At 50.7% G+C, this 18326-nt stretch carries 17 protein-coding genes; 4 read left to right on the top strand and 13 right to left on the bottom strand.

The window, feature by feature from the left end:
- Nucleotides 1–309 precede the first annotated feature (309 nt).
- The 3 genes from KB236_00675 to cbpA all read left to right on the top strand — a co-directional run bounded on the left by KB236_00675 (nt 310) and on the right by cbpA (nt 4003).
- Complete coding sequence (locus KB236_00675; GenBank protein UIF29318.1) at nt 310–1269, top strand: L-lactate dehydrogenase; 960 nt, start codon at nt 310–312, stop codon at nt 1267–1269.
- 514 nt (nt 1270–1783) lie between these two features.
- Nucleotides 1784–3172 carry a L,D-transpeptidase/peptidoglycan binding protein gene (locus KB236_00670; GenBank protein ID UIF29317.1) on the top strand — a complete coding sequence of 463 codons (1389 nt, stop codon included), beginning with the start codon at nt 1784–1786 and terminating at the stop codon, nt 3170–3172.
- 189 nt (nt 3173–3361) lie between these two features.
- Nucleotides 3362–4003, top strand: a complete 642-nt coding sequence (gene cbpA / locus KB236_00665) for a cyclic di-AMP binding protein CbpA (GenBank protein ID UIF29316.1) — start codon at nt 3362–3364, stop codon at nt 4001–4003.
- 253 nt (nt 4004–4256) lie between these two features.
- Here the strand turns inward: cbpA and KB236_00660 are convergent, their stop codons facing one another.
- From KB236_00660 to KB236_00610, 11 genes are all read right to left on the bottom strand, one after another.
- Nucleotides 4257–4655, bottom strand: a complete 399-nt coding sequence (locus KB236_00660; GenBank protein UIF29315.1) for a type II toxin-antitoxin system PemK/MazF family toxin — start codon at nt 4653–4655, stop codon at nt 4257–4259.
- Nucleotides 4656–4689: 34 nt separating this feature from the next.
- Nucleotides 4690–4920, bottom strand: a complete 231-nt coding sequence (locus KB236_00655) for a hypothetical protein (GenBank protein UIF29314.1) — start codon at nt 4918–4920, stop codon at nt 4690–4692.
- A gap of 83 nt (nt 4921–5003) precedes the next feature.
- A complete protein-coding gene (gene alr / locus KB236_00650) occupies nt 5004–6128 on the bottom strand; it encodes an alanine racemase (protein ID UIF29313.1) in 1125 nt (374 codons plus the stop codon).
- Nucleotides 6128–6490: a holo-ACP synthase gene (gene acpS / locus KB236_00645; protein UIF29312.1), complete on the bottom strand. Its 363-nt coding sequence runs from the start codon at nt 6488–6490 to the stop codon at nt 6128–6130. The genes alr and acpS overlap by 1 nt, the downstream gene beginning before the upstream one ends.
- Nucleotides 6491–7226: 736 nt before the next feature.
- Nucleotides 7227–8369 carry a hypothetical protein gene (locus KB236_00640; GenBank protein ID UIF29311.1) on the bottom strand — a complete coding sequence of 381 codons (1143 nt, stop codon included), beginning with the start codon at nt 8367–8369 and terminating at the stop codon, nt 7227–7229.
- A 466-nt stretch (nt 8370–8835) separates the two neighbouring features.
- Nucleotides 8836–10440, bottom strand: coding sequence for a DEAD/DEAH box helicase (locus KB236_00635; GenBank protein UIF29310.1), 1605 nt, complete (start codon nt 10438–10440; stop codon nt 8836–8838).
- A complete protein-coding gene (locus KB236_00630; protein UIF29309.1) occupies nt 10412–10603 on the bottom strand; it encodes a hypothetical protein in 192 nt (63 codons plus the stop codon). Before KB236_00630 ends, KB236_00635 begins: the two co-directional genes overlap by 29 nt.
- The gene (locus KB236_00625) at nt 10593–11978 is read right to left on the bottom strand and encodes a UDP-N-acetylmuramoyl-tripeptide--D-alanyl-D-alanine ligase (GenBank protein UIF29308.1); all 1386 of its coding nucleotides are present in this window, start codon (nt 11976–11978) and stop codon (nt 10593–10595) included. The genes KB236_00630 and KB236_00625 overlap by 11 nt, the downstream gene beginning before the upstream one ends.
- A gap of 303 nt (nt 11979–12281) precedes the next feature.
- Complete coding sequence (locus tag KB236_00620; GenBank protein UIF29307.1) at nt 12282–13067, bottom strand: hypothetical protein; 786 nt, start codon at nt 13065–13067, stop codon at nt 12282–12284.
- A 72-nt stretch (nt 13068–13139) separates the two neighbouring features.
- Nucleotides 13140–14033 (bottom strand): zinc metalloprotease HtpX, encoded by an 894-nt coding sequence (htpX, locus tag KB236_00615; protein UIF29306.1) that lies wholly within the window; start codon nt 14031–14033, stop codon nt 13140–13142.
- 8 nt (nt 14034–14041) lie between these two features.
- Entirely contained in the window at nt 14042–14620 is a 579-nt protein-coding gene (locus KB236_00610) for a LemA family protein (GenBank protein ID UIF29305.1), read from the bottom strand.
- A gap of 103 nt (nt 14621–14723) precedes the next feature.
- On the opposite strand from KB236_00610, the gene KB236_00605 reads away from it, so the two are divergent.
- Nucleotides 14724–15182 carry a low molecular weight phosphotyrosine protein phosphatase gene (locus KB236_00605; GenBank protein UIF29304.1) on the top strand — a complete coding sequence of 153 codons (459 nt, stop codon included), beginning with the start codon at nt 14724–14726 and terminating at the stop codon, nt 15180–15182.
- 89 nt (nt 15183–15271) lie between these two features.
- On the opposite strand, the gene KB236_00600 is transcribed toward KB236_00605, so the two are convergent.
- Nucleotides 15272–15739, bottom strand: a complete 468-nt coding sequence (locus tag KB236_00600) for a hypothetical protein (GenBank protein ID UIF29303.1) — start codon at nt 15737–15739, stop codon at nt 15272–15274.
- 237 nt (nt 15740–15976) lie between these two features.
- Nucleotides 15977–18211: a hypothetical protein gene (locus KB236_00595; GenBank protein ID UIF29302.1), complete on the bottom strand. Its 2235-nt coding sequence runs from the start codon at nt 18209–18211 to the stop codon at nt 15977–15979.
- Between the last annotated feature and the right edge of the window lie 115 nt (nt 18212–18326).

Below are 18326 nucleotides of genomic sequence, written 5' to 3'. Positions count from 1 at the left end.
TCAGCAATCATTGTGCGGCCAAATGATGATGACCCTCAAGGTGGGTGAGAGACAAAATAGCTGAACGGAAGCAGTTCTCCCCGTCCAGCTGGCTCTAATTTCACAAATCATTTCAAATTAACACCCCTGAGTATAGCATAATCCCCCTACGACTGCACCGATTCCGCCCTTAGGTGAACCGTTTCACTAAAAGAAAGCGCTGTTTTCACAAATTTTCACTCGCGGTCGTGGTCGGCGCGTAGTTAACATGTTATACTTACCAGTGGGTATTTCTGCGTACCTTGATGTCATAAATTTATTAGGAGATGAATGGATTTGACTACTAAAAACCATCAAAAAGTCGTTCTCGTTGGTGACGGGGCCGTTGGCTCTTCATACGCTTACTCAATGATGAACCAAGGTTTAGCTGAAGAATTCGTGATTGTGGATGTTATTAAAGACAGAACTGCTGGAGACGCCTTAGACCTTGAAGATGCTCAAGTCTTCACTGCACCTAAGAAAGTCTACTCCGGTGACTACTCTGACTGCAGCGATGCTGATATCGTTGTGATCACTGCTGGTGCCCCACAAAAGCCAGGCGAGACGCGTTTGGACTTAGTTAACAAGAACTTAAAGATCTTGTCTTCAATCGTTAAGCCCGTTGTTGATTCTGGTTTCGATGGTATCTTCGTGGTTGCTGCTAACCCAGTTGACATCTTAACTTACGCTACTTGGAAGTTCTCAGGCTTCCCAAAGGAAAAGGTTATCGGTTCAGGGACTTCTTTGGACACTGCCCGCTTACGTGTGGCTTTGGCTAAGAAGTTCAACGTTGACCCACGGAACGTGGACGCCTACATCATGGGTGAACACGGTGACTCCGAATTCGCCGCATACGACGAAGCAACGATCGGTTCTAAGCCATTGAAGGCTATCGCCAAGGAACAAGGCGTGACTGACGACGACTTAGCTAAGATCGAAGACGACACGCGGAACAAGGCTTACGAAATCATCAACAAGAAGGGTGCCACTTTCTACGGTGTCGCAACCTGCTTGATGCGGATTACCAAGGCTATCTTGCGTGACGAAAACGCCGTATTACCTATCGGCGCTGCTTTGAACGGTGAATATGGCTTAGATGACATCTTCATCGGTACGCCTGCTATCATCAACGGTAACGGTTTAGCCGGCGTCGTTGAAGTCCCATTATCCGATAAGGAAAAGGACTTGATGGCCAAGTCAGCTGCAACGTTGAAGCAAGTTACCAAGGACGGTTTGGCTGCCCTCAAGTAATTCAATTTTTTAAAACGAAATCGTCGTTCCCACGGGAGCGGCGATTTTTTGTTATCCAAATTGACCAGTCAAATTTAACCGGATCGCCAATTTTTTCTGCTTCGCAAATTTTTTATTTTCCACCATATTCTGCCGTTAGCGCAACCGGTTTCATCACCCAGTCAGCCTTGTTACTGGTCAGTTATCCGGTTGACTGCCTTACAAGCTACCTTCCGCCACATCATTTAGAGCCACCGACTATTCCGATAAAAAGCGGTCACACCGGGATTTAGTGGTCCAGTCCAGTAACGTTCGCTCGTATCCAGCAAGGATCCGGCCATTTAATCCCCCAACCATTGGCACCCACAACCTTAAATATTAACATCAAGAAATTAATTCAGTTTGTAAGCGTTACCAACTAGGCAACTAGATTGTCATTTAAGGTAGTTTGAAGTAAGCTAGGTTTATGCTAGTACGTGATCGTTAAGGATAACGACTTTCCTGCCACTGGCTTATTTTTAGGAGGTCATAACCCATGAAAAAGAAAAAAGGCTTCATCATTGGCATCGTGACCGCAATCGTCGCGGTCGGTGCAATTTACGTGGGCCAAGCCTATCATTACGCTTCAGTTAAGGTCTTCTTCAAGGATACCGCAATTGCTGGGGTAAACGTCGGTGGAAGTACCGCCGATCAGGCAGCCACGAAACTTAAAGCTGCACTGAAAAATCAACAACTGACGTTACAAGACGGCAGTAAAACGGTCGCGACCATCGACACCCAGAAGGTCAACCTCAAGGTCACCTCGAGAGCCGCGCTGAAACAGTTGATTGCCAAACAAAACGTCTGGTCCTGGCCCGCTCACGTGACCACGGCCACGGCTGACAGCATCAAACTGAACGCCAGCGATGCCAATCAGCAGAGCATTAAAACCCTAGCCACCAGCATCGCGACTAAGGCCAATAAAACCCGAACAGCGGCCAAGGATGCCACGTTTACCTATAAGGATGGGCAATACGTGACGACCAAGGAACAAGCGGGTAACCAATTAGCTGCCGACAAGGTCGCGACGTCGATCACAACAGCCATTGAAACCGGCAAAAGTACGGTTAATCTATCAAAAGACTACATCAAGCCAGCGGTCACAGTTAAGAGTTCCAGTTTTAAGGCAGCTAAAGCCAAGGCTACCGCAATTACCAAGGAAAGTTACGTTTACAAGTTAAGTGGTCACAAGATTACCATCCCTGCCGAAACCTTGGCAAGCTGGTTAACCATGAAGAATGGCAAATTGGCCACCAACACGTCAGCCATCACGCAATATCTGACCAAGCTCAGTCACAAATATGGGACCATCAACAAGACCCGGACCTTCAAGTCAACGAAGCGTGGCACGGTCAAGGTCAAGGCTGGTCTGTACGGCTGGAGTATCAAAGTGAAGTCCGAGACCCCCGCCCTCAGCAAGCTGGTCTTAGCTGGCAAGGGAATGTCACGCACCCCAGCCATTCAAGGGAGTGGCTACCACAGCAACGGCACCGATATCGGCAAGTCCTACGTGGAAGTCGATAAGGTCAACCAGCACATGTGGGTCTACAAGAACGGCAAGCTCGTGGTCTCCACGGATGTTGTCACTGGCCTGCCGACGACGGCACACCACACCCCAACCGGTGTCTGGGTCATCTGGAGTAAGCAACGCAACACCACGTTACGCGGTCAAAACGACAACGGCTCCAGTTATGCCTCCAAGGTAAAATACTGGATGCCAATCGATGATACCGGCGTAGGAATTCACGATTCTTCCTGGCAACCACAATACGGGGGAACCTGGTATAAGAAACACGGCTCTCACGGCTGTATCAACACGCCACCTTCCAAGGTCGGTTCTGTTTATGCCAACGTCAGCGTTGGGACGCCCGTCATTGTCTTCTAATTAATTTCTAAAGAAAATCACGACCCCCTTTTGGCTGGATCGTGATTTTTTGCTAACCGCTTTCACCGTCCGTCTCCTTTACGAAAACTTTACGCGGCTTTCGCCAAAAAACACTACCAATTTCGCCGGAAACTATGGTATTATTAAGGGAGATTATTAGAAGTTTCTAATTTTTAGGAGGTCACTGTTATGCTGCTAAAATCCCTAGTGAAACCGAAAGAGCGGTTGGTTACGGTTCGCGAGGACGTCACCCTGGAACAAGCCCTGAAAGTCTTGGAAGACTCGGGCTATCGGTGTGTGCCGATCCTGGATGAAACCGGACAGATCTTCCGGGGAAACATTTATAAGATGCACATTTATCGCCATAAATCCCGGGGCGGCGACATGCAGCTCCCGGTGACATCATTGCTGAAGAACGCTACGAAATTTATTTCGGTCAACGCCGCCTTCTTTAATGTCTTCTTCTCCATTAAAGATTTACCTTACATCGCCGTGTTAGATGACCAAAACGCCTTCTACGGAATTCTCACGCATACGCGGTTGATGGACATGCTCTCCCAGTCTTGGAACGTTAACATCGGCAGTTACGTGGTGACGGTGGTTTCCGCCGGTGAACGCGGTGACTTAGCCGGCATGGCCAAGATTATCACCAAGTACACGTCGATTGCCAGCGTGATCAGCCTGGATGCTCAGGAAGGCGAATTGGTTCACCGGACCATGTTCACCCTTCCCGCCGAAGTCGACGAAGAAAAGTTGGACCGCATCGTCAAGGCCCTCGAACGCAAGGAATTCCACGTTCCTGAGATTGAAGATTTACGGCACGAAAGCTAATCTAAAATGATGAAAGAGCGTGGGGCAAAAGGCGATTAGTCGGTGAGCATGGCTGATAAGCGAATAATCCCAGTCTTGGATTATTTGGTTATTAGTTTTAAGCGGAATCGGCTGCCTTTTGGCGCACGTTTCGGCTATCTAAATTGGAACACCAGGGTTTGGGAAGTTTTGTCCCAAACCTTTTTTTAATCTCGCCGGGTAACCAAAAAAGCCCAGAACAAAATTGTCCTGAACTTAACTGTCACTAAAGATTCTATGTAGTGCGGGTGCTGCTTCGATTCCGCTTTTTCTTCGACTTATCCACCAAACCCACGCTAGTTGCCAACGCGGCGTCAACCAACGCCATCGTCTTAACATCCAAGTGGGTGACCTGATCCTTCAACCGTTGTTTATCGATCGTCCGGATCTGTTCAAGCAAAATGACGGAATCCCGCTCAATGCCGGTTCGTTCCGCCGAGATGCCGACGTGTGTCGGCATCTTCGGCTTCTCGATCCGGGCGGTGATTGCCGCCACAATTACGGTTGGACTATAATGGTTTCCCACGTTGTTTTGGATAATTAAGACGGGACGCATGCCGCCCTGTTCCGAACCAACGACTGGTGATAGGTCGGCGAAGAAAACATCACCGCGTTTGACTTCAACACGGGCCATGGGCCGCCATCCCCTATCTGCTATTCAATTCTTGTTAGTTATGATTTGTTCGACGATACTTGGTCAAGCACCGTTCTGCTTCTTCTTCACACGGTGTAAAGATACGGGCAATATCCTGGTTAATAAGGGCCATCGCTTGATACCCGGCAATTAACGAAAGTTTATCAGCTGCAGCTGACCGTAGCGGCACCAACGCCTGACGCTGGACGCGTTTGGAAATGTGTAACCGTAAAGCTGGTCGGTTAAATTGCTGTGTGCGGATCATGATTTCCCTCCTAGATTGCTTATTCATCTCGACTCATATAGTTTACCACGAATAAGCAACCCTGGACACTATAACCCGCTGAATTAATTGAGATACCGCCGTGGCAAGCGGCTGGTAAAGCCACAGGCAATCTCATAGTGGATGGTTTGACAGTAATCGGCAACATCCTGCAGCGTAATTTCCGCGCCGTGATTTTTGCCCACTAGGGTAACCGTCGTGCCCCGCGAATAATCATGGGGTAAACGCACCATGAGTTGGTCCATGCAGACGCGACCAATGATTTCGCAAGCCTGGCCATCGATCAGGACATGGAAGCCCTGTAAACGACGTTCATAGCCATCAGCGTAGCCAATCGGTACGGTGCCGACCCATTCGTCCTGAGTGGCCGTGTAGGTAGCGCCGTAACCCACCGCATCGCCGGCCGCAATTCGCTTGCTGAAGACCAATTCGCTGGTCAGGCTCATAGCCGGTTCCAGCGGATATGGCGCGTCAATCGCCGTGCCAGACGGATTCAGGCCATAGCCGGACACGCCGAAACGAATCATGTTGTCGTTGCAGTCGGCATGCCAGAGACTCGTCGCCGAGTTGGAGACGTGGACGTAACGGGGCCGCGGCAAGGCGTCGGTCAGCGCATGCCATTTGGCCACCTGTTGCTTGAAGTACCGGTCGTCGGGGCTATCTGCCGTCGCGAAATGCGTAAAGATTCCCTCAAAGTCTAACGTCGTGGCATGGGCCTGCAAGAAGTCAACGGCCGTCTTCAGGTCGGCTGCCGTTCGGAACCCAATCCGGCCCATCCCGGTATCAATCCCCAAGTGGACGTGCAGGGGCGCTGTCAGATCGGCAGTCAGGTCCAAGTAGGCTTGCGCATCGACTAACCAGTCCGTTGCCGCCACCGTCGCGGAGATATCTTCCGCCGCCATCAACGGCGCATCGGCGGGTGATGTCACTCCCAACACCAGAATTGGCTCGTTGAAGCCGGCTGCCCGCAATTCCAGCGCTTCATCCAAGATGGCCACACAAAAGCCGGTTGCACCAGCATCCTTGGCTGCCTGCGCAACCTGGATGGCCCCGTGACCATAGCCATTAGCCTTAACGACCATGAATAATTCGCAACCTTGATCCAACCGTTCTACTTCTGCGTGAATGTTATGCCGTAGCGCAGCCCGGTCGATGACCAGTTGCGTTGGGCGATGTACCCCAACTACCATTACGCTTGCCCTCTTTCTAAGATAACCTGAGTCATGACCACGGTGGCCGTGTGGGAAATGGAGACGTGCGCTTTGCCCGCGAATGGCTGGCGTAACACGATGGGCTGGCCAACTTCATTGTCACGAATCTCAATATCTTGAAAGCCAACCGTCCGACCAATTCCCGTTCCCATGGCCTTGCTGTACGACTCCTTCGCGGACCACCGTCCAGCGATAAATTCAACCGCTCGGGCACCCCGCAATTGTTGGTAATCAGCCAGTTCGCCGGGAGTTAAGACCCGTTGCAAAAATTGCGGTTGCTTCTCCACAACCGCCTTAACACGCGCCAAATCGGTAATATCAATGCCGGTTCCGTAGATCATGATGTCACCTCTCTATAATGTCTAGGTTATATTCTAGCACAGCCCTGACAAATTGACCCCCAATACTTATCCGGTTTGGGAAAATATAAACTAATCTCAATTTATTCTGGTCGGGAGACATTGTCCGCCTTGCCGTTCGCCAAATTTGGGCTGGAACGCTGGGGAAGGACGGACCAAGCCATAGTGCGGTCTTGGTCCTCGCTTGAAACCGCCAAAAATCAGCGTTTCCAAGTCGCCCGTTCATGACTGGTAAACCACCAGCCATGAACGCCCCGGCTGAGCCCAAATTTGACTCACTCTCGGCTACATTGGCGCCGTCAATTTGACTGACAACTAACTTCTCCAATCGATTGCCCGGGTATAGATGTCTCATCACGATCAAACGAACGACCACCAGACCAGCGTAGCCGTAGGTGGCCAGGGATGGAGCCAGCCGTGAGGGTGAAGTTAGCTGGCGTTTCTCAGCCAGTTTACTTCACCGGACGTGTTTGAAGACGTGATTTACGGCTTCAAACCGAGGTACGAGACCGCCCTTCGGCTCGTGCCGGTCCCCACAGCAGGCGGAATCCCTGGCAGCCGCAGGCGAAGTGGATTGACATGACGGTGGCGAACGGTAAGGCGGCCATTGGTACATCGCCAAACATTACGCGAGCAAAGCCAAACCAAAAACCGGAGGGCCACCACGACTGGCGATTCCTCCGGCTTTTGGTTTGCATGACTTTTCCACCAAACAAGATTACAGCTGCACGGACTCTCTGATCCGTAGCTGGGCTGCAATGGGGCTGCGAGTTGGCATGGCGTTCGCTGGCAGCACCTCGACCTGCCCACCACGCTGCGAAACTAACAGCGCGAGGTCATTGTACAAGTTATTCTGTCGGCTCAAGGCTGTCGCCGTCATCACGTCCCCACTCTCTGTTAGGTGACCGGACTGAAAGGCGTCGTCTTGAATCCAAAGCTTACTCAACTGTCCTTGCACGGCGGCCGTTGCCAGTGCCCCCAGGTCCTGAACGACTTGATTCTGTTGCCGCATCTTATCATAGGCGTCCTGACGAATCTGGTTGGCCTGGACATGGCGTTGGTCGTTCACGCCGACCATTAACGCCACTAGAGTCTGATTAGCCGCCGCCAAGTTAGGGTTCTGAACCACCCGCACGTTGGCATCCAAATAGGCGTTCTGGGCTAACTTTCTAAAGTTCCCCTGATTATTCGCTCCGGCGACCAGAATCAGCGGTACCTGATTGACGTTGGAGAACTGCTGACTCACGTAGGCATCGACCGCCATGAAATAATTCCGTTGGTCAGCCGCCTTGCTGGCGTCCAGTGTCCCCGTGCCACTGTAATGGGTACTGTCGCCCGCGGACCGTTGCCAGCGCCCGCGATCACGAAGCTCACTGCCCAACGCCTTCTCCAGCGTATTCGGTGCATCGACTGGCAGGTTTACCAGCTCTGGCCGACCGTTTCGGACCTGGGCAAACTCGAAGCCCTGGCTGTCCAACAACAGGAGATCATAGTCGCTGGTCGTATCGCGGGATTGAAGAATCGGCAAGACATTGGGTTGATAAGTCACCGTCACCGTGGGCGCCACGGCCGTGTGTAACCAGTAATGGTAACTGTCCGTGGCCCCCGCCATAATCAGCAGGCCCCGCGCACTCCCGTTGGTGAGTGGCCCGTGTTCGTACGGCGCAAAAAATTCTTCATACGCGGCCCAATGGCGTTTCGGTGCGACATCTTCCAACAACCGTTTCCCCTGTTTCAACAAACTATTGAATTGAGTCCGGTCGGTGGCGGGCACCCCTGTAACGGGTAAGGTCATCGTCACAAACGGACCCGGCTTAGTGGCGAGCGCAGAAGCAGCATGTAAGTCAAAGTAATTGGCCATATTCAATAACCTCCGTGGTTGGTTGTCTAAAGGGAAAATTCTTTTAATAAGTTTTTGCATATCGTTTCGATAAGAGAATAATAGCACAGCGACAAACATAACGCAACAGAAAATATATGCTCACAAATTGATTTGTGGAGTAATTTGTTTTGTGAACACATCAAAAACGCCAACGGAACGGTCTCCGATGACGGTCTGGTTTTTTTGAAATGGGCGCTTATTTTTTTAATTTTTAGCAATTGTGGCTTGAATTGGCGGGAAAGCACAGTCCCTTCACTGACGGTTAGGCCCCACCGTTAAAGCGTAAAGGAACGGTTGGGTTTAACGCTTTACCCGCCTGTTTAAAGCCATTTATACACTACACTATATTGTTGTCCGCTAGGGTGATTCAAATTTGCCCAAAAGAAAAAGCAACCCCCGGTCTGCCTAACCGAGCGTTGCTTCCTTCTAATCAATTATCTTTAATTTAGTCTTTTTTCCGAATGGTGAACCCACGGCCACCTTCAGAACGCCGACCACTATTGCTGCGATGGTTCCGATCGCCACCATGGTTGCGTGAGTCATGATTACGTGAATCATGACCGCGGCTTCCATGACGGTCGTTGCCTCGCCGGTCTTGACGATGACGGTAGCCACCGCCACCGTTGCCGCCGCGACGATTGCCACCATGATGGTAGCCGCCACCGCCGTGACGCTTGCCACCACGCTTAGGTAATGGCCGTTCTGGCGTAATCTTAACGGGTACTTGATTGTTGTTGTCCTTGGTCAAGTCGTTCAACAGAGCGGCAACCAAGTCTTCAGCATCGTATTGGGCCAACAGGCTCTCAGCCGTCTTGGCGTACTTTTCAGTATCCGTCTTGTTAACCAGGTCAGCGATGGTTTCCTTCGCTGCGCCCAATTGACTAACCAGTGCTTCTTCATCCGAAGGCGGCTTCAAAGGAAGCATCCGCACCTTCGTCAGCTTTTCGATTTCACGCAAGTAGTCCATTTCGTTTGGCGTTACAAACGTCATGGAAACCCCATGCTTCCCGGCACGGCCAGTCCGGCCGACACGGTGAACATAACTATCTGGGTCTTGTGGAATATCGTAGTTGTACACGTGGGTCACATCATTGATGTCAATCCCCCGGGCAGCCACGTCGGTTGCGACTAAGATATCCAGCTTACCGTGACGGAACTCGTTCATGATCTGGGTCCGGCGCTTTTGCGTCAAGTCCCCATGAATCCCAGCAGCGTTGTAGCCGCGGGCTTGTAAACCACTAGCGATTTCGTCAACCCGACGCTTCGTCCGAGTAAAGACAATCGTCAAGTCAGGGTCTTGAACATCGAAGAACCGCGTCATGATATCGAACTTTTCAAAGTCACGAGAACGGACGTAGAATTGATCGATCAAGTCGGTCGTTAATTCCTTAGCCTTAATCTTCACGTGCTTAGGGTCTTGCATGAACTGCACCCCAACGCGCTTGATTTCTGGTGGCATCGTTGCGGAGAAGAGCATGGTTTGGCGCTTCTCTGGCAATTGCTTGATGATATCTTCAATGTCGTCCAGGAAGCCCATGTTTAACATCTCATCGGCTTCATCCAAGACTAACATCTGAACATGATCCAACTTCAAGGTGTGGCGCCGGATGTGGTCCAGTAAACGACCAGGGGTCCCCACAACAACTTGTGGATGGTTCTTTAAGGCTTTAATTTGCCGACGAATGTCAGCACCACCGTAAACGACTTGGACGTTGGCCCGTTCGTTACGGCCTAATTTATAAATTTCTTCTTGGGTTTGAATGGCCAGTTCCCGTGTTGGGGAAACAACTAGCGCTTGAACGTTTTCGTTCTTCTTATCAATCTTTTCAAGAATTGGTAAGGCAAATGCCGCAGTCTTCCCGGTCCCGGTTTGGGCTTGTCCAATAACATCTTGACCCGCCAAAACCATGGGGATTGTCTCGGCTTGAATTGGGGTCGCTTCTTCGTAACCTGCTGTCGTAACAGCCTTCAGTAGGTCTTCAGAAAGACCCAGTTCTTTAAACTTCAAAAATAATTTCCTCCTAATAGGTGCATCGCGCCAGTGCCTCATAAATCTTGGAAAAAATCCGTTTTCCATGGGGCGATGAATGATTGGCTAACGCGGGGTAAGTTTGTTTCTCTAAATAAGCAACTAAGCCATCATACAACGGTGAAACAAAATAAGCAACTCCCACGACTCGCGAGAATTGCTTATCTTTTTCATTAATTTTCATTAGAATCCTGTAGTGCCGCCAATACTTGCTCCAAATGAATCCCGTGAGATCCCTTCAATAAAATCTGATCGTCGGCCGTGAGCGATTCCTGAAGGGCTGATGTAAGCGCTGGCAGGTCATCCGCGGCAAAATGGGTCACGGGCAAATTCGGTTTCTCGGTGGCCAAACGTTGTTGTAACGCCACCATGTGCTTTCCGACCAGGTAGACGTGGCTAATCTTAGCCGGATCGATGGCTTCCGCCAGATCCGCATGCATCGTATCCGCCTGCAGCCCCAGCTCGAGCATATCTCCCAGCACCGCGTATCGTTTACCCGTAACGGGCGTCTGCGAGAAGGCCGCTAAGACCTGCTTGACGGCCGTGGGATTAGAGTTATAAACGTCGCTTAAGATATCCTCACCAGCGGCCCCTTTGACCCATTCAGCCCGGTTCTCGGTCAGATTAACCGTGCTCAGTGCCTTCTGAGCATTCTCCGGCCGAATCCGATAGACGTTGGCCACGGCCAATGCGGCCAACGCGTTATTAACATTGTAGGTTCCAATCATTGGAATGCTAAACGATTTGTCGGGCCAAAGGTTGGTGGTGAAGGTTGTCGCCGTGGCACTCCCTGTAATCTTAGTCGCGAAGAGTTCGTCGCTATCCTGTTGACCAAAGGTGTGTTGCCGCAGCTTCAAGTCAGCCGTCCGGTCGCGGAGCAGCGGTTCGTCCCCATTATAGACCAGAATACCGTCTTCGCTAAGGCCGTGGGTAATCTCCATCTTGGCGTCCGCAATCTTATCGCGCGTGCCGAAGAATTTGATATGGGCCTCACCAATCATGGTGATGACGGCAATGTCCGGTGCAACCAGGTTACTCAAGAAGTCGAGTTGACCCGGTCGATCCATCCCCATTTCCACGACCAACATTTCCGTATTGGGTTCCATCGACAGCACGGTCATGGGGACCCCAATCTCGTTGTTGAAGTTGGCGTGGGTCTTGGTCACGTTGAACTGGGTCGCCAGAATGCTGGCAATCATATCCTTGGTGGTCGTCTTCCCATTACTCCCCGTGATAGCCACGACTCGGGGGTTAATCTTCGTCAAATAGTATTGCGCCAACGTCTGTAAGGCCTTCAAGGAATCGGCGACCTGAATCACAGGAAAGTTGGCAGGAGCAGTCGCCAAGTCGCGTGCCCACAGCGTCGCCACGGCACCATGATCGATGGCCGACTGAATGAACTGATGACCATCCTGCTCACCCGTCAACGGGATAAAGAGTCCGCCCGGTTGAAGGTGCCGACTATCAAAAGCCACACTCGTGACACTGACACTACTCCATTGTTCGAAATCATTAATTGCTCCCACAGCGTGAGCAATTTCAGCAAGCTGCATCTTCATGTTTTATACTCCTATGTAAACGGGTGGGTCGTAACGCCCTCCGCCGCAAATTATTTTCTGAGAAGTCGTCAACTTCCCAGTTAAGGTCGAAATGAAATACTGAGGCTTATTATACCATGAATTCCAGAGTCGCTGGTTAAAACTAGCCAGAAATCACCGGGCCCTACCGCCAATCGGCGTGGTTATCCGCTTTTTTCTCTCGACTAATTTCCAATTCCTAATCGGTTGTTCCCAACCCAACCAACGGTCGAAAAACAAAACCACCGGTAGCCGCAGCCGCCGATGGTCAAAGCATTATCTCGTTTAAATCAGGTCCTTCACGTCGCTAAACACCTGGTTGTCGTGGATACTCAGGGCCCACTCGCGCGTCGTCAGATCGTAACGTAAGCTGGCAACCTCCCGTGAGTCCGCATAAACTTCCTCTTGGGAATACCAGGTATTTTGCCGCTCTGGATGTGTGATGGCGCGTACCGGAATCACGTAGATTCGGTGACGTTCGACCAGCTGATCAAAGGCAATAATCATGCCGTCCAAGAGCCCCTGAGTCAACTGAATCAGGATCTCGTGGGGCACGTCGCTAATCGCCAACGGTCGAGCAAAGACCCACCGGTTGTTGTGCATCGCGCGTAGGTGGCGTTTGATACTCACCTCTAACACGTGATCAAAATCGGGTAGGTTCCGGTAATACACCTTAAAGAAACCATCACGTAGCGTCAAATAAGCATAGTCATTTTGCAACTTGGCATAAAACGGCGTCCGAATGTGCGTTTCCATGTGGGCTAAGTAGAGCAACTCGGCAATCTCACCGGGCAGGAGAAAATCTAAATCATCCCCATGCGCGTAATCCAACCACTTTACCGCGTGTTCATGCTTAGCCAACAGGTAACGGCGAATCTGGGTCTGCCCCGTAACTGTCTGCAAACGCGTGTGGGGATTGATCTCCACGTCACTCCCCGACTCAGCGTTCAGTAAAAGAAGCTGATTGGGTATCGCCGGAATACCATTCAAAAAATCAGCTGGTGATATCCCGAGCGAATAAATCATATTCGTGACGGGTTCTAAACTTAAATACACAAAATTTCCGCGCATATGCTTACACTCTTTCCCCTAGTCTCAATGTTAATTGTACTACGAAACGGGTGCGAAAACCGCTACTTTATTTTACATTTTTTCGAGTCGCGCAATGCGATCAGCAATCGGCGGATGCGTGGAAAAGAGGTCGCCCAACCGATGCTTATTCTTGAACGGATCACCAATGTACAAGGCCGAGCTGTTGGGATCGGCGGCTTCCATCGGCTCACTGTCGTCAATCTTACGCAGTGCGTTGATGAGGCCCTGCGGATTCCGCGTGAGTTCTACGCTTGAAGCGTCGGCGAGGTACTCTCGGTTGCGGGACAACGCCATTTGCGCAATGCTAGCCGCCAGCGGTGCCAATATAATCAGCACGATGGAAATCACTAGGGCGATGGCATTGCCCGCCGAGTCCCGGTCATCATCACGCCGGCGCCCACCGCCCCACCACAACCAGTTGCTGGCAAAGTTCACCAACATCCCGATTGCCGCGGATAATGCCAAGGCAATGGTCTGCAGCCGAATATCGTAATTACGTACGTGCGAAATCTCGTGGCCAATGACGCCCTCCAACTCTTCACGGTTCAGCCGCTGCAAAATCCCGGTGGTCACGGCCACCGCTGACTTTTCCGGACTGTTGCCCGTCGCAAAAGCGTTGGGACTAGGATCGTCAATGATGAAGACTCGCGGCATGGGCACCTTACCCACGAGCGCCATGTCTTCAATCATGTGCCAGAGTTGTGGTGCTTGGCTCACATCGGTAATCTCTCGGGCATGGTTCATGCTCATGACCACGTTGGTCGACTGGCTAATCATAATCAGCATGTAGACCACCGCGACCACGAGCGCAATCACCGCCCCGGATTGCCAATTGTTCCAGAACAGGTAACCTAACGCGGCACCAATGAGCAAGACTAACAGGCCGAAGCCAAACATGACATAGCCCGTCCGCCGTTTGTTCATGGCTATTTGGTCATATAACATGTGATCGCCTACTTATCGGATTGATTGAAATCATCAAAATTAACTTTAGGAGTCGTCTTCTCTTCTTCAGGAACTTGCAGGTATTCGTTTTCCTTGAAATGGTGAATCTTGGCCACAATATTGCTGGGGAAAGATTGAATCTTCACCGTTAAGCTGGCCACGGAACTGTTGTATAGTTGCCGAGAATAGGCAATCTTATTTTCAGTATTGGTTAATTCTTCCATTAATTCTTTAAACTGGGTGTTGGCCTTTAAGTCCGGATAGTTTTCGGACAGAGCAAATAACGACCGCAGTGTGGTCGACAATTGGTTGGACACTTCCATCGTTTGCTGATGGTCATCGGCGGGAATGGCCGTCAATTGGTTCCGTAATTCGACCACCTTTTTCAACGTGCCCTGCTCATAGTTAGCGTACCCCTTAGTCGTGGAAACCAAGTTAGGAATTAAATCGTTCCGCCGCTTGAGTTGCACATCAATCTGACTCCACGATTCTTGGACGTACGTCCGGGTCTTAATCAGGCCGTTATAGGCGCTGACGTACCATAAGACTAAAATGGCTAACACGACAATCAAAATAATCCAAGACATTTCAATCACTCCTTCTCAAAATTCTGGTACACTCATCATAACAAAAGGTAAATCCAGACTCCAACAAGTACGCCTGACTTTACCAATAATTAGGAGGTTCTCCATGCAACATGTGCTTTTTGTTTGCTTAGGCAACATCTGTCGTTCCCCAATGGCTGAGGCCATCTTTAACGATCTACTTGAGAAGCGTCATCTGACGGCCGACTTCGAGGTGGCTTCCGTAGCAACTAGCCCGGAAGAAGAAGGTAATCATCCCCACCCCGGCGCGCTCAAAGCAATGCGTGCACACGGCTTAGACGCCAGCCAGCACCGGTCCCGGCCCATCACGGCTACGGATTTCGACTGGGCGGATATCATCATCACCATGGATCACGCCAACGTCGCTAACCTACAACGCATGGCACCCAACGCGGCGGATGCGGCCAAGGTCAAGTTGTGCCTCGATATTCTCCCGGGTCGCGAGGGTGAAGCTATCGACGATCCGTGGTACACCCATAAGTTTGAGTTAACCTACCAAGAACTGGCCGCCGCACTACCGGCCTGGCTGGACAAACTGGCCTAATCTACGCGTTAATCATCACGTCAGTCTGTTGTTTCCGCCCAAGTTGCGGTCAACGGCTGGCGTGTTTTTTGTTAAGCAGCACACTCCGGTTAAATTGTCGACGGTGCATCCGTCAACAGCCACTGAATTTCGCCCGCATAATCGTCCTGAACAGCATCACCATAGACATCGAGGAACAATCCACGTCCTCGGTGATGCTGCTTGGTCGGCGCCTGCCAGTCCGCGACAATATCTACCACCTCGTCATCCGAAGTTATCTGGTGATTGACCAGGGTCACGGCCACACTGGCTGATTGCGCTGTCAACGGGCGCTCACTTCCAGTCGCATCGACATAGGTGAGGTGCCCACGGAGTCGTCGCCCGGACTTAGGCGAGAACGGTGTGGCGCTGGCTTGAAGCGCCCAATGTTGGCCTTTTCCGTACTGATCGCGAACCTTAATGGACCAATTACTATCCGGTGCCAAGCGAACAATCCCAAACTGATAACGACTTGGCTTAACATAAGTATTATGGTCTTCACTATTTGCTTCCTTCCGATCTTCAATGGATTCACCCATAATTCCTGATAACGGTTTTTATAGTATAACTCATTTAATAACGACACCATTGATCATTTCCAAAAAGTATAGCATGTCTATCATCCAAAAGCTACGATAATCGTTGATATAACAATATTTATATTGCTAATTTCCTTTCCAATCTTTAGCAGATAACGTTAGCTATTCTTCGCTGCTTTTGATACACTCATTCCAAGATAAAAAAACCAGCCGAATTTAATCAGCTGGTTCTGAGATTTAATTGGTATCCGGCGCATTCGTAAAGCTCCATGTAATCACACCACCGTAGCGTAATGGCGAGCTCTGTGTCCCACCGATCGCATTGCCCTGAACATCCAGAAGGAGGCCCTCATCGGCCGACCAATCGTTAGAAATCGTCGTAACATCTCGATCACTCGTGGTTGTTCGCGACATAATCTCACCATAGCCAGCCGTTAAGTTAGTTTCATTCTGTCCGTCCTTGTAAATCAACGTTGCCGGCAACGTCTCTCTGAAAAGCGAAACGAACGGTGTCGCTTTTGCATATAATGTCCATTTATTCCCTTCACCACGCGTATCACTGACGGAAACGTTTAGGTCCGAACTGGGCTGAATCCGTTGCTCTCTTCCCGCCAACGTCGTCGTTTTAAAGGTTGCGCCGGTCGGAACGGATAGATCCAACAACCCGGACTTAACCGTAATCGTATAGGTGACCTTCCTGGAGATTCGGCCGTCACCATCCTCGGCATATAGCTGAAGTGTATTGTCCTGACCAGATAGCAACTTAGCAGTCGGCACGTCGTACGTGACCGCTCCCACCGCTGCCGAGGTGCTCAGCGGTTGTGTCTGCAAGGACTCGCCGTTCAGCACCGGATGGAGCGTGGTGGTTTTATTCACCACCGTGCTGTTATCGTCATAGTGCAATTGCCCCGTCACTGAGACCGGATCATCTGGCGAAATGCTGGTGATCCCCTTGGCGCTATCACCCGTCAATTCAAAATTCAGAGCACTCGTCTTAGTTGGGGCTTGAACCGTAAACGCTGGAACAGACGCATCGGTAAGCGCATTGGCGCCCACAAACTTATTCAGCGTCAGTGCCGTGCTTCCCGCCTTAGCCGTCCCATTTAGCGTAATCGTTGCCGTCGGATTATCCTGAGACATCTCCGAGATTGGCAAAGTGGGCGTTTCCGACTTCAAATCGTCAGCCGTCAGGTACGTCTTGCCTAATTTAGAATCACCATAGTCAATCGTCCCATCAGAAAATGAAATGTTACTGGGCAAATTTAACTTAGCCTGAATGTCTTTCCAATTCTGACTACCACCCGTATAAGCCAAATTGTAAGTCAGTCGCATGCTGTGTCCAGCACCAACCGTCGCGCCACTGGTAACGGTCTTTTGCGTCGTCTCATCCTTTAGCGTTGCGTTGGCTGTGGCATTGACAATCCCCGGTACTTGTTCGAAGACGATAGCGTTAGGTTCCCAATTCCCCCCGGTGGACCCCGTGAAGCCCCAACGAACAGCCCCCGTATTTTGAGGGTCAATCTTGCTCTTAGGTACACCCACGGTTTTAGAGACGGGATCGGCCTTAGCCAACCCCGTCGACGGGTCTTTATCGTCGAAAATATACGTCATGGTCTGGGCTGTGGCGTCCCATTTCAACGTCACATGGTACCAATTACCATTCACAAGCCAACTGGCCTTGGGGCCAACGATGGGTTGTACATGATTCATTGATGCATAATAGTACGTATCGGTCGTTGTGACGTCCTTATATTTGGGAAGACCTAACCAATCAGTTCCATCCTGGACCCTCGTTGTCGTAGATATTGGGACCGAGTGCATCGTATACGTCCCCGCGTCACCGGGAAAACCAGATGCAATGTGCGCATATCCTTTTACCACGGCGGGATCACTGTCGAAAGAACTCCCGAGCCCCAAAGCCGAGTTTCCGGTCGTGACATTTTTAAAAGTATCAAATTCCAGAGCCCAGCTATTTTGAATCCCCGTCTTAGCCACTTCAGCCGAAGTCGCCATCGTCTTATCCTGATCGGTTCCCCATACGCCCAGAGTTTCACCACTAACTGGGTGACCATTGGCATCCACTGTACTCGCACTGATTTTGCGGTCATCATTTTGCATGACAAACGCCATCCCATCGCCGGAGCTCATATTCCGGTCGCCAAAATACATCCACATGGAGGCCGTCTGATCAACATTCAAGTTCATCCTGGCATCATCGCTGGTCCAAATCATCCCCAGTTGTTGCTTGGCATCCGTCAACTGAACAGCTTGGTTTTCGCCAAAATCGGTCTTGGTCAAGACAGCAGAATTATTACTGATGGTTCCAAATTTAAAATAACTATCGACTGGTACACCCTGCGGTGCCTTGGCCAAGTCACTCGTCAAATCCGCCCTCGCCGTAACCTGTCGTCCCCAAACTACTAATCCTAACCCAATGGCCATCACAGATAGCATGATTGATTTAAACTTCAAAGATTATCCGCTCCTTAAAAAACCGAAACCGTGCCACTATCTAGTCAAAACAGCGGCCGAAATACTCATCATTCAATCTCACGCCATTCCCCAACGACGCTGGTCCCCATCTTGT

Origin of the sequence: Levilactobacillus brevis (assembly GCA_021383565.1) — a bacterium.
GTDB classification, from domain to species: domain Bacteria; phylum Bacillota; class Bacilli; order Lactobacillales; family Lactobacillaceae; genus Levilactobacillus; species Levilactobacillus brevis_B.
This window is presented reverse-complemented; position numbering and strand designations above follow the sequence as displayed.

What these genes read in the sequence shown, in the direction of transcription:
- htpX (UIF29306.1), bottom strand. Translation starts at nt 14,033, where the DNA reads ATGTTATATGACCAAATAGCCATGAACAAACGGCGGACGGGCTATGTC.
- KB236_00655 (UIF29314.1), bottom strand. Translation starts at nt 4,920, where the DNA reads ATGATCCGCACACAGCAATTTAACCGACCAGCTTTACGGTTACACATT.
- cbpA (UIF29316.1), top strand. Translation starts at nt 3,362, where the DNA reads ATGCTGCTAAAATCCCTAGTGAAACCGAAAGAGCGGTTGGTTACGGTT.
- KB236_00660 (UIF29315.1), bottom strand. Translation starts at nt 4,655, where the DNA reads ATGGCCCGTGTTGAAGTCAAACGCGGTGATGTTTTCTTCGCCGACCTA.
- KB236_00640 (UIF29311.1), bottom strand. Translation starts at nt 8,369, where the DNA reads ATGGCCAATTACTTTGACTTACATGCTGCTTCTGCGCTCGCCACTAAG.
- KB236_00630 (UIF29309.1), bottom strand. Translation starts at nt 10,603, where the DNA reads ATGAAAATTAATGAAAAAGATAAGCAATTCTCGCGAGTCGTGGGAGTT.
- KB236_00620 (UIF29307.1), bottom strand. Translation starts at nt 13,067, where the DNA reads ATGCGCGGAAATTTTGTGTATTTAAGTTTAGAACCCGTCACGAATATG.
- KB236_00625 (UIF29308.1), bottom strand. Translation starts at nt 11,978, where the DNA reads ATGAAGATGCAGCTTGCTGAAATTGCTCACGCTGTGGGAGCAATTAAT.
- KB236_00600 (UIF29303.1), bottom strand. Translation starts at nt 15,739, where the DNA reads ATGGGTGAATCCATTGAAGATCGGAAGGAAGCAAATAGTGAAGACCAT.
- KB236_00635 (UIF29310.1), bottom strand. Translation starts at nt 10,440, where the DNA reads ATGAGGCACTGGCGCGATGCACCTATTAGGAGGAAATTATTTTTGAAG.
- acpS (UIF29312.1), bottom strand. Translation starts at nt 6,490, where the DNA reads ATGATCTACGGAACCGGCATTGATATTACCGATTTGGCGCGTGTTAAG.
- KB236_00610 (UIF29305.1), bottom strand. Translation starts at nt 14,620, where the DNA reads ATGTCTTGGATTATTTTGATTGTCGTGTTAGCCATTTTAGTCTTATGG.
- alr (UIF29313.1), bottom strand. Translation starts at nt 6,128, where the DNA reads ATGGTAGTTGGGGTACATCGCCCAACGCAACTGGTCATCGACCGGGCT.
- KB236_00605 (UIF29304.1), top strand. Translation starts at nt 14,724, where the DNA reads ATGCAACATGTGCTTTTTGTTTGCTTAGGCAACATCTGTCGTTCCCCA.
- KB236_00675 (UIF29318.1), top strand. Translation starts at nt 310, where the DNA reads ATGGATTTGACTACTAAAAACCATCAAAAAGTCGTTCTCGTTGGTGAC.
- KB236_00670 (UIF29317.1), top strand. Translation starts at nt 1,784, where the DNA reads ATGAAAAAGAAAAAAGGCTTCATCATTGGCATCGTGACCGCAATCGTC.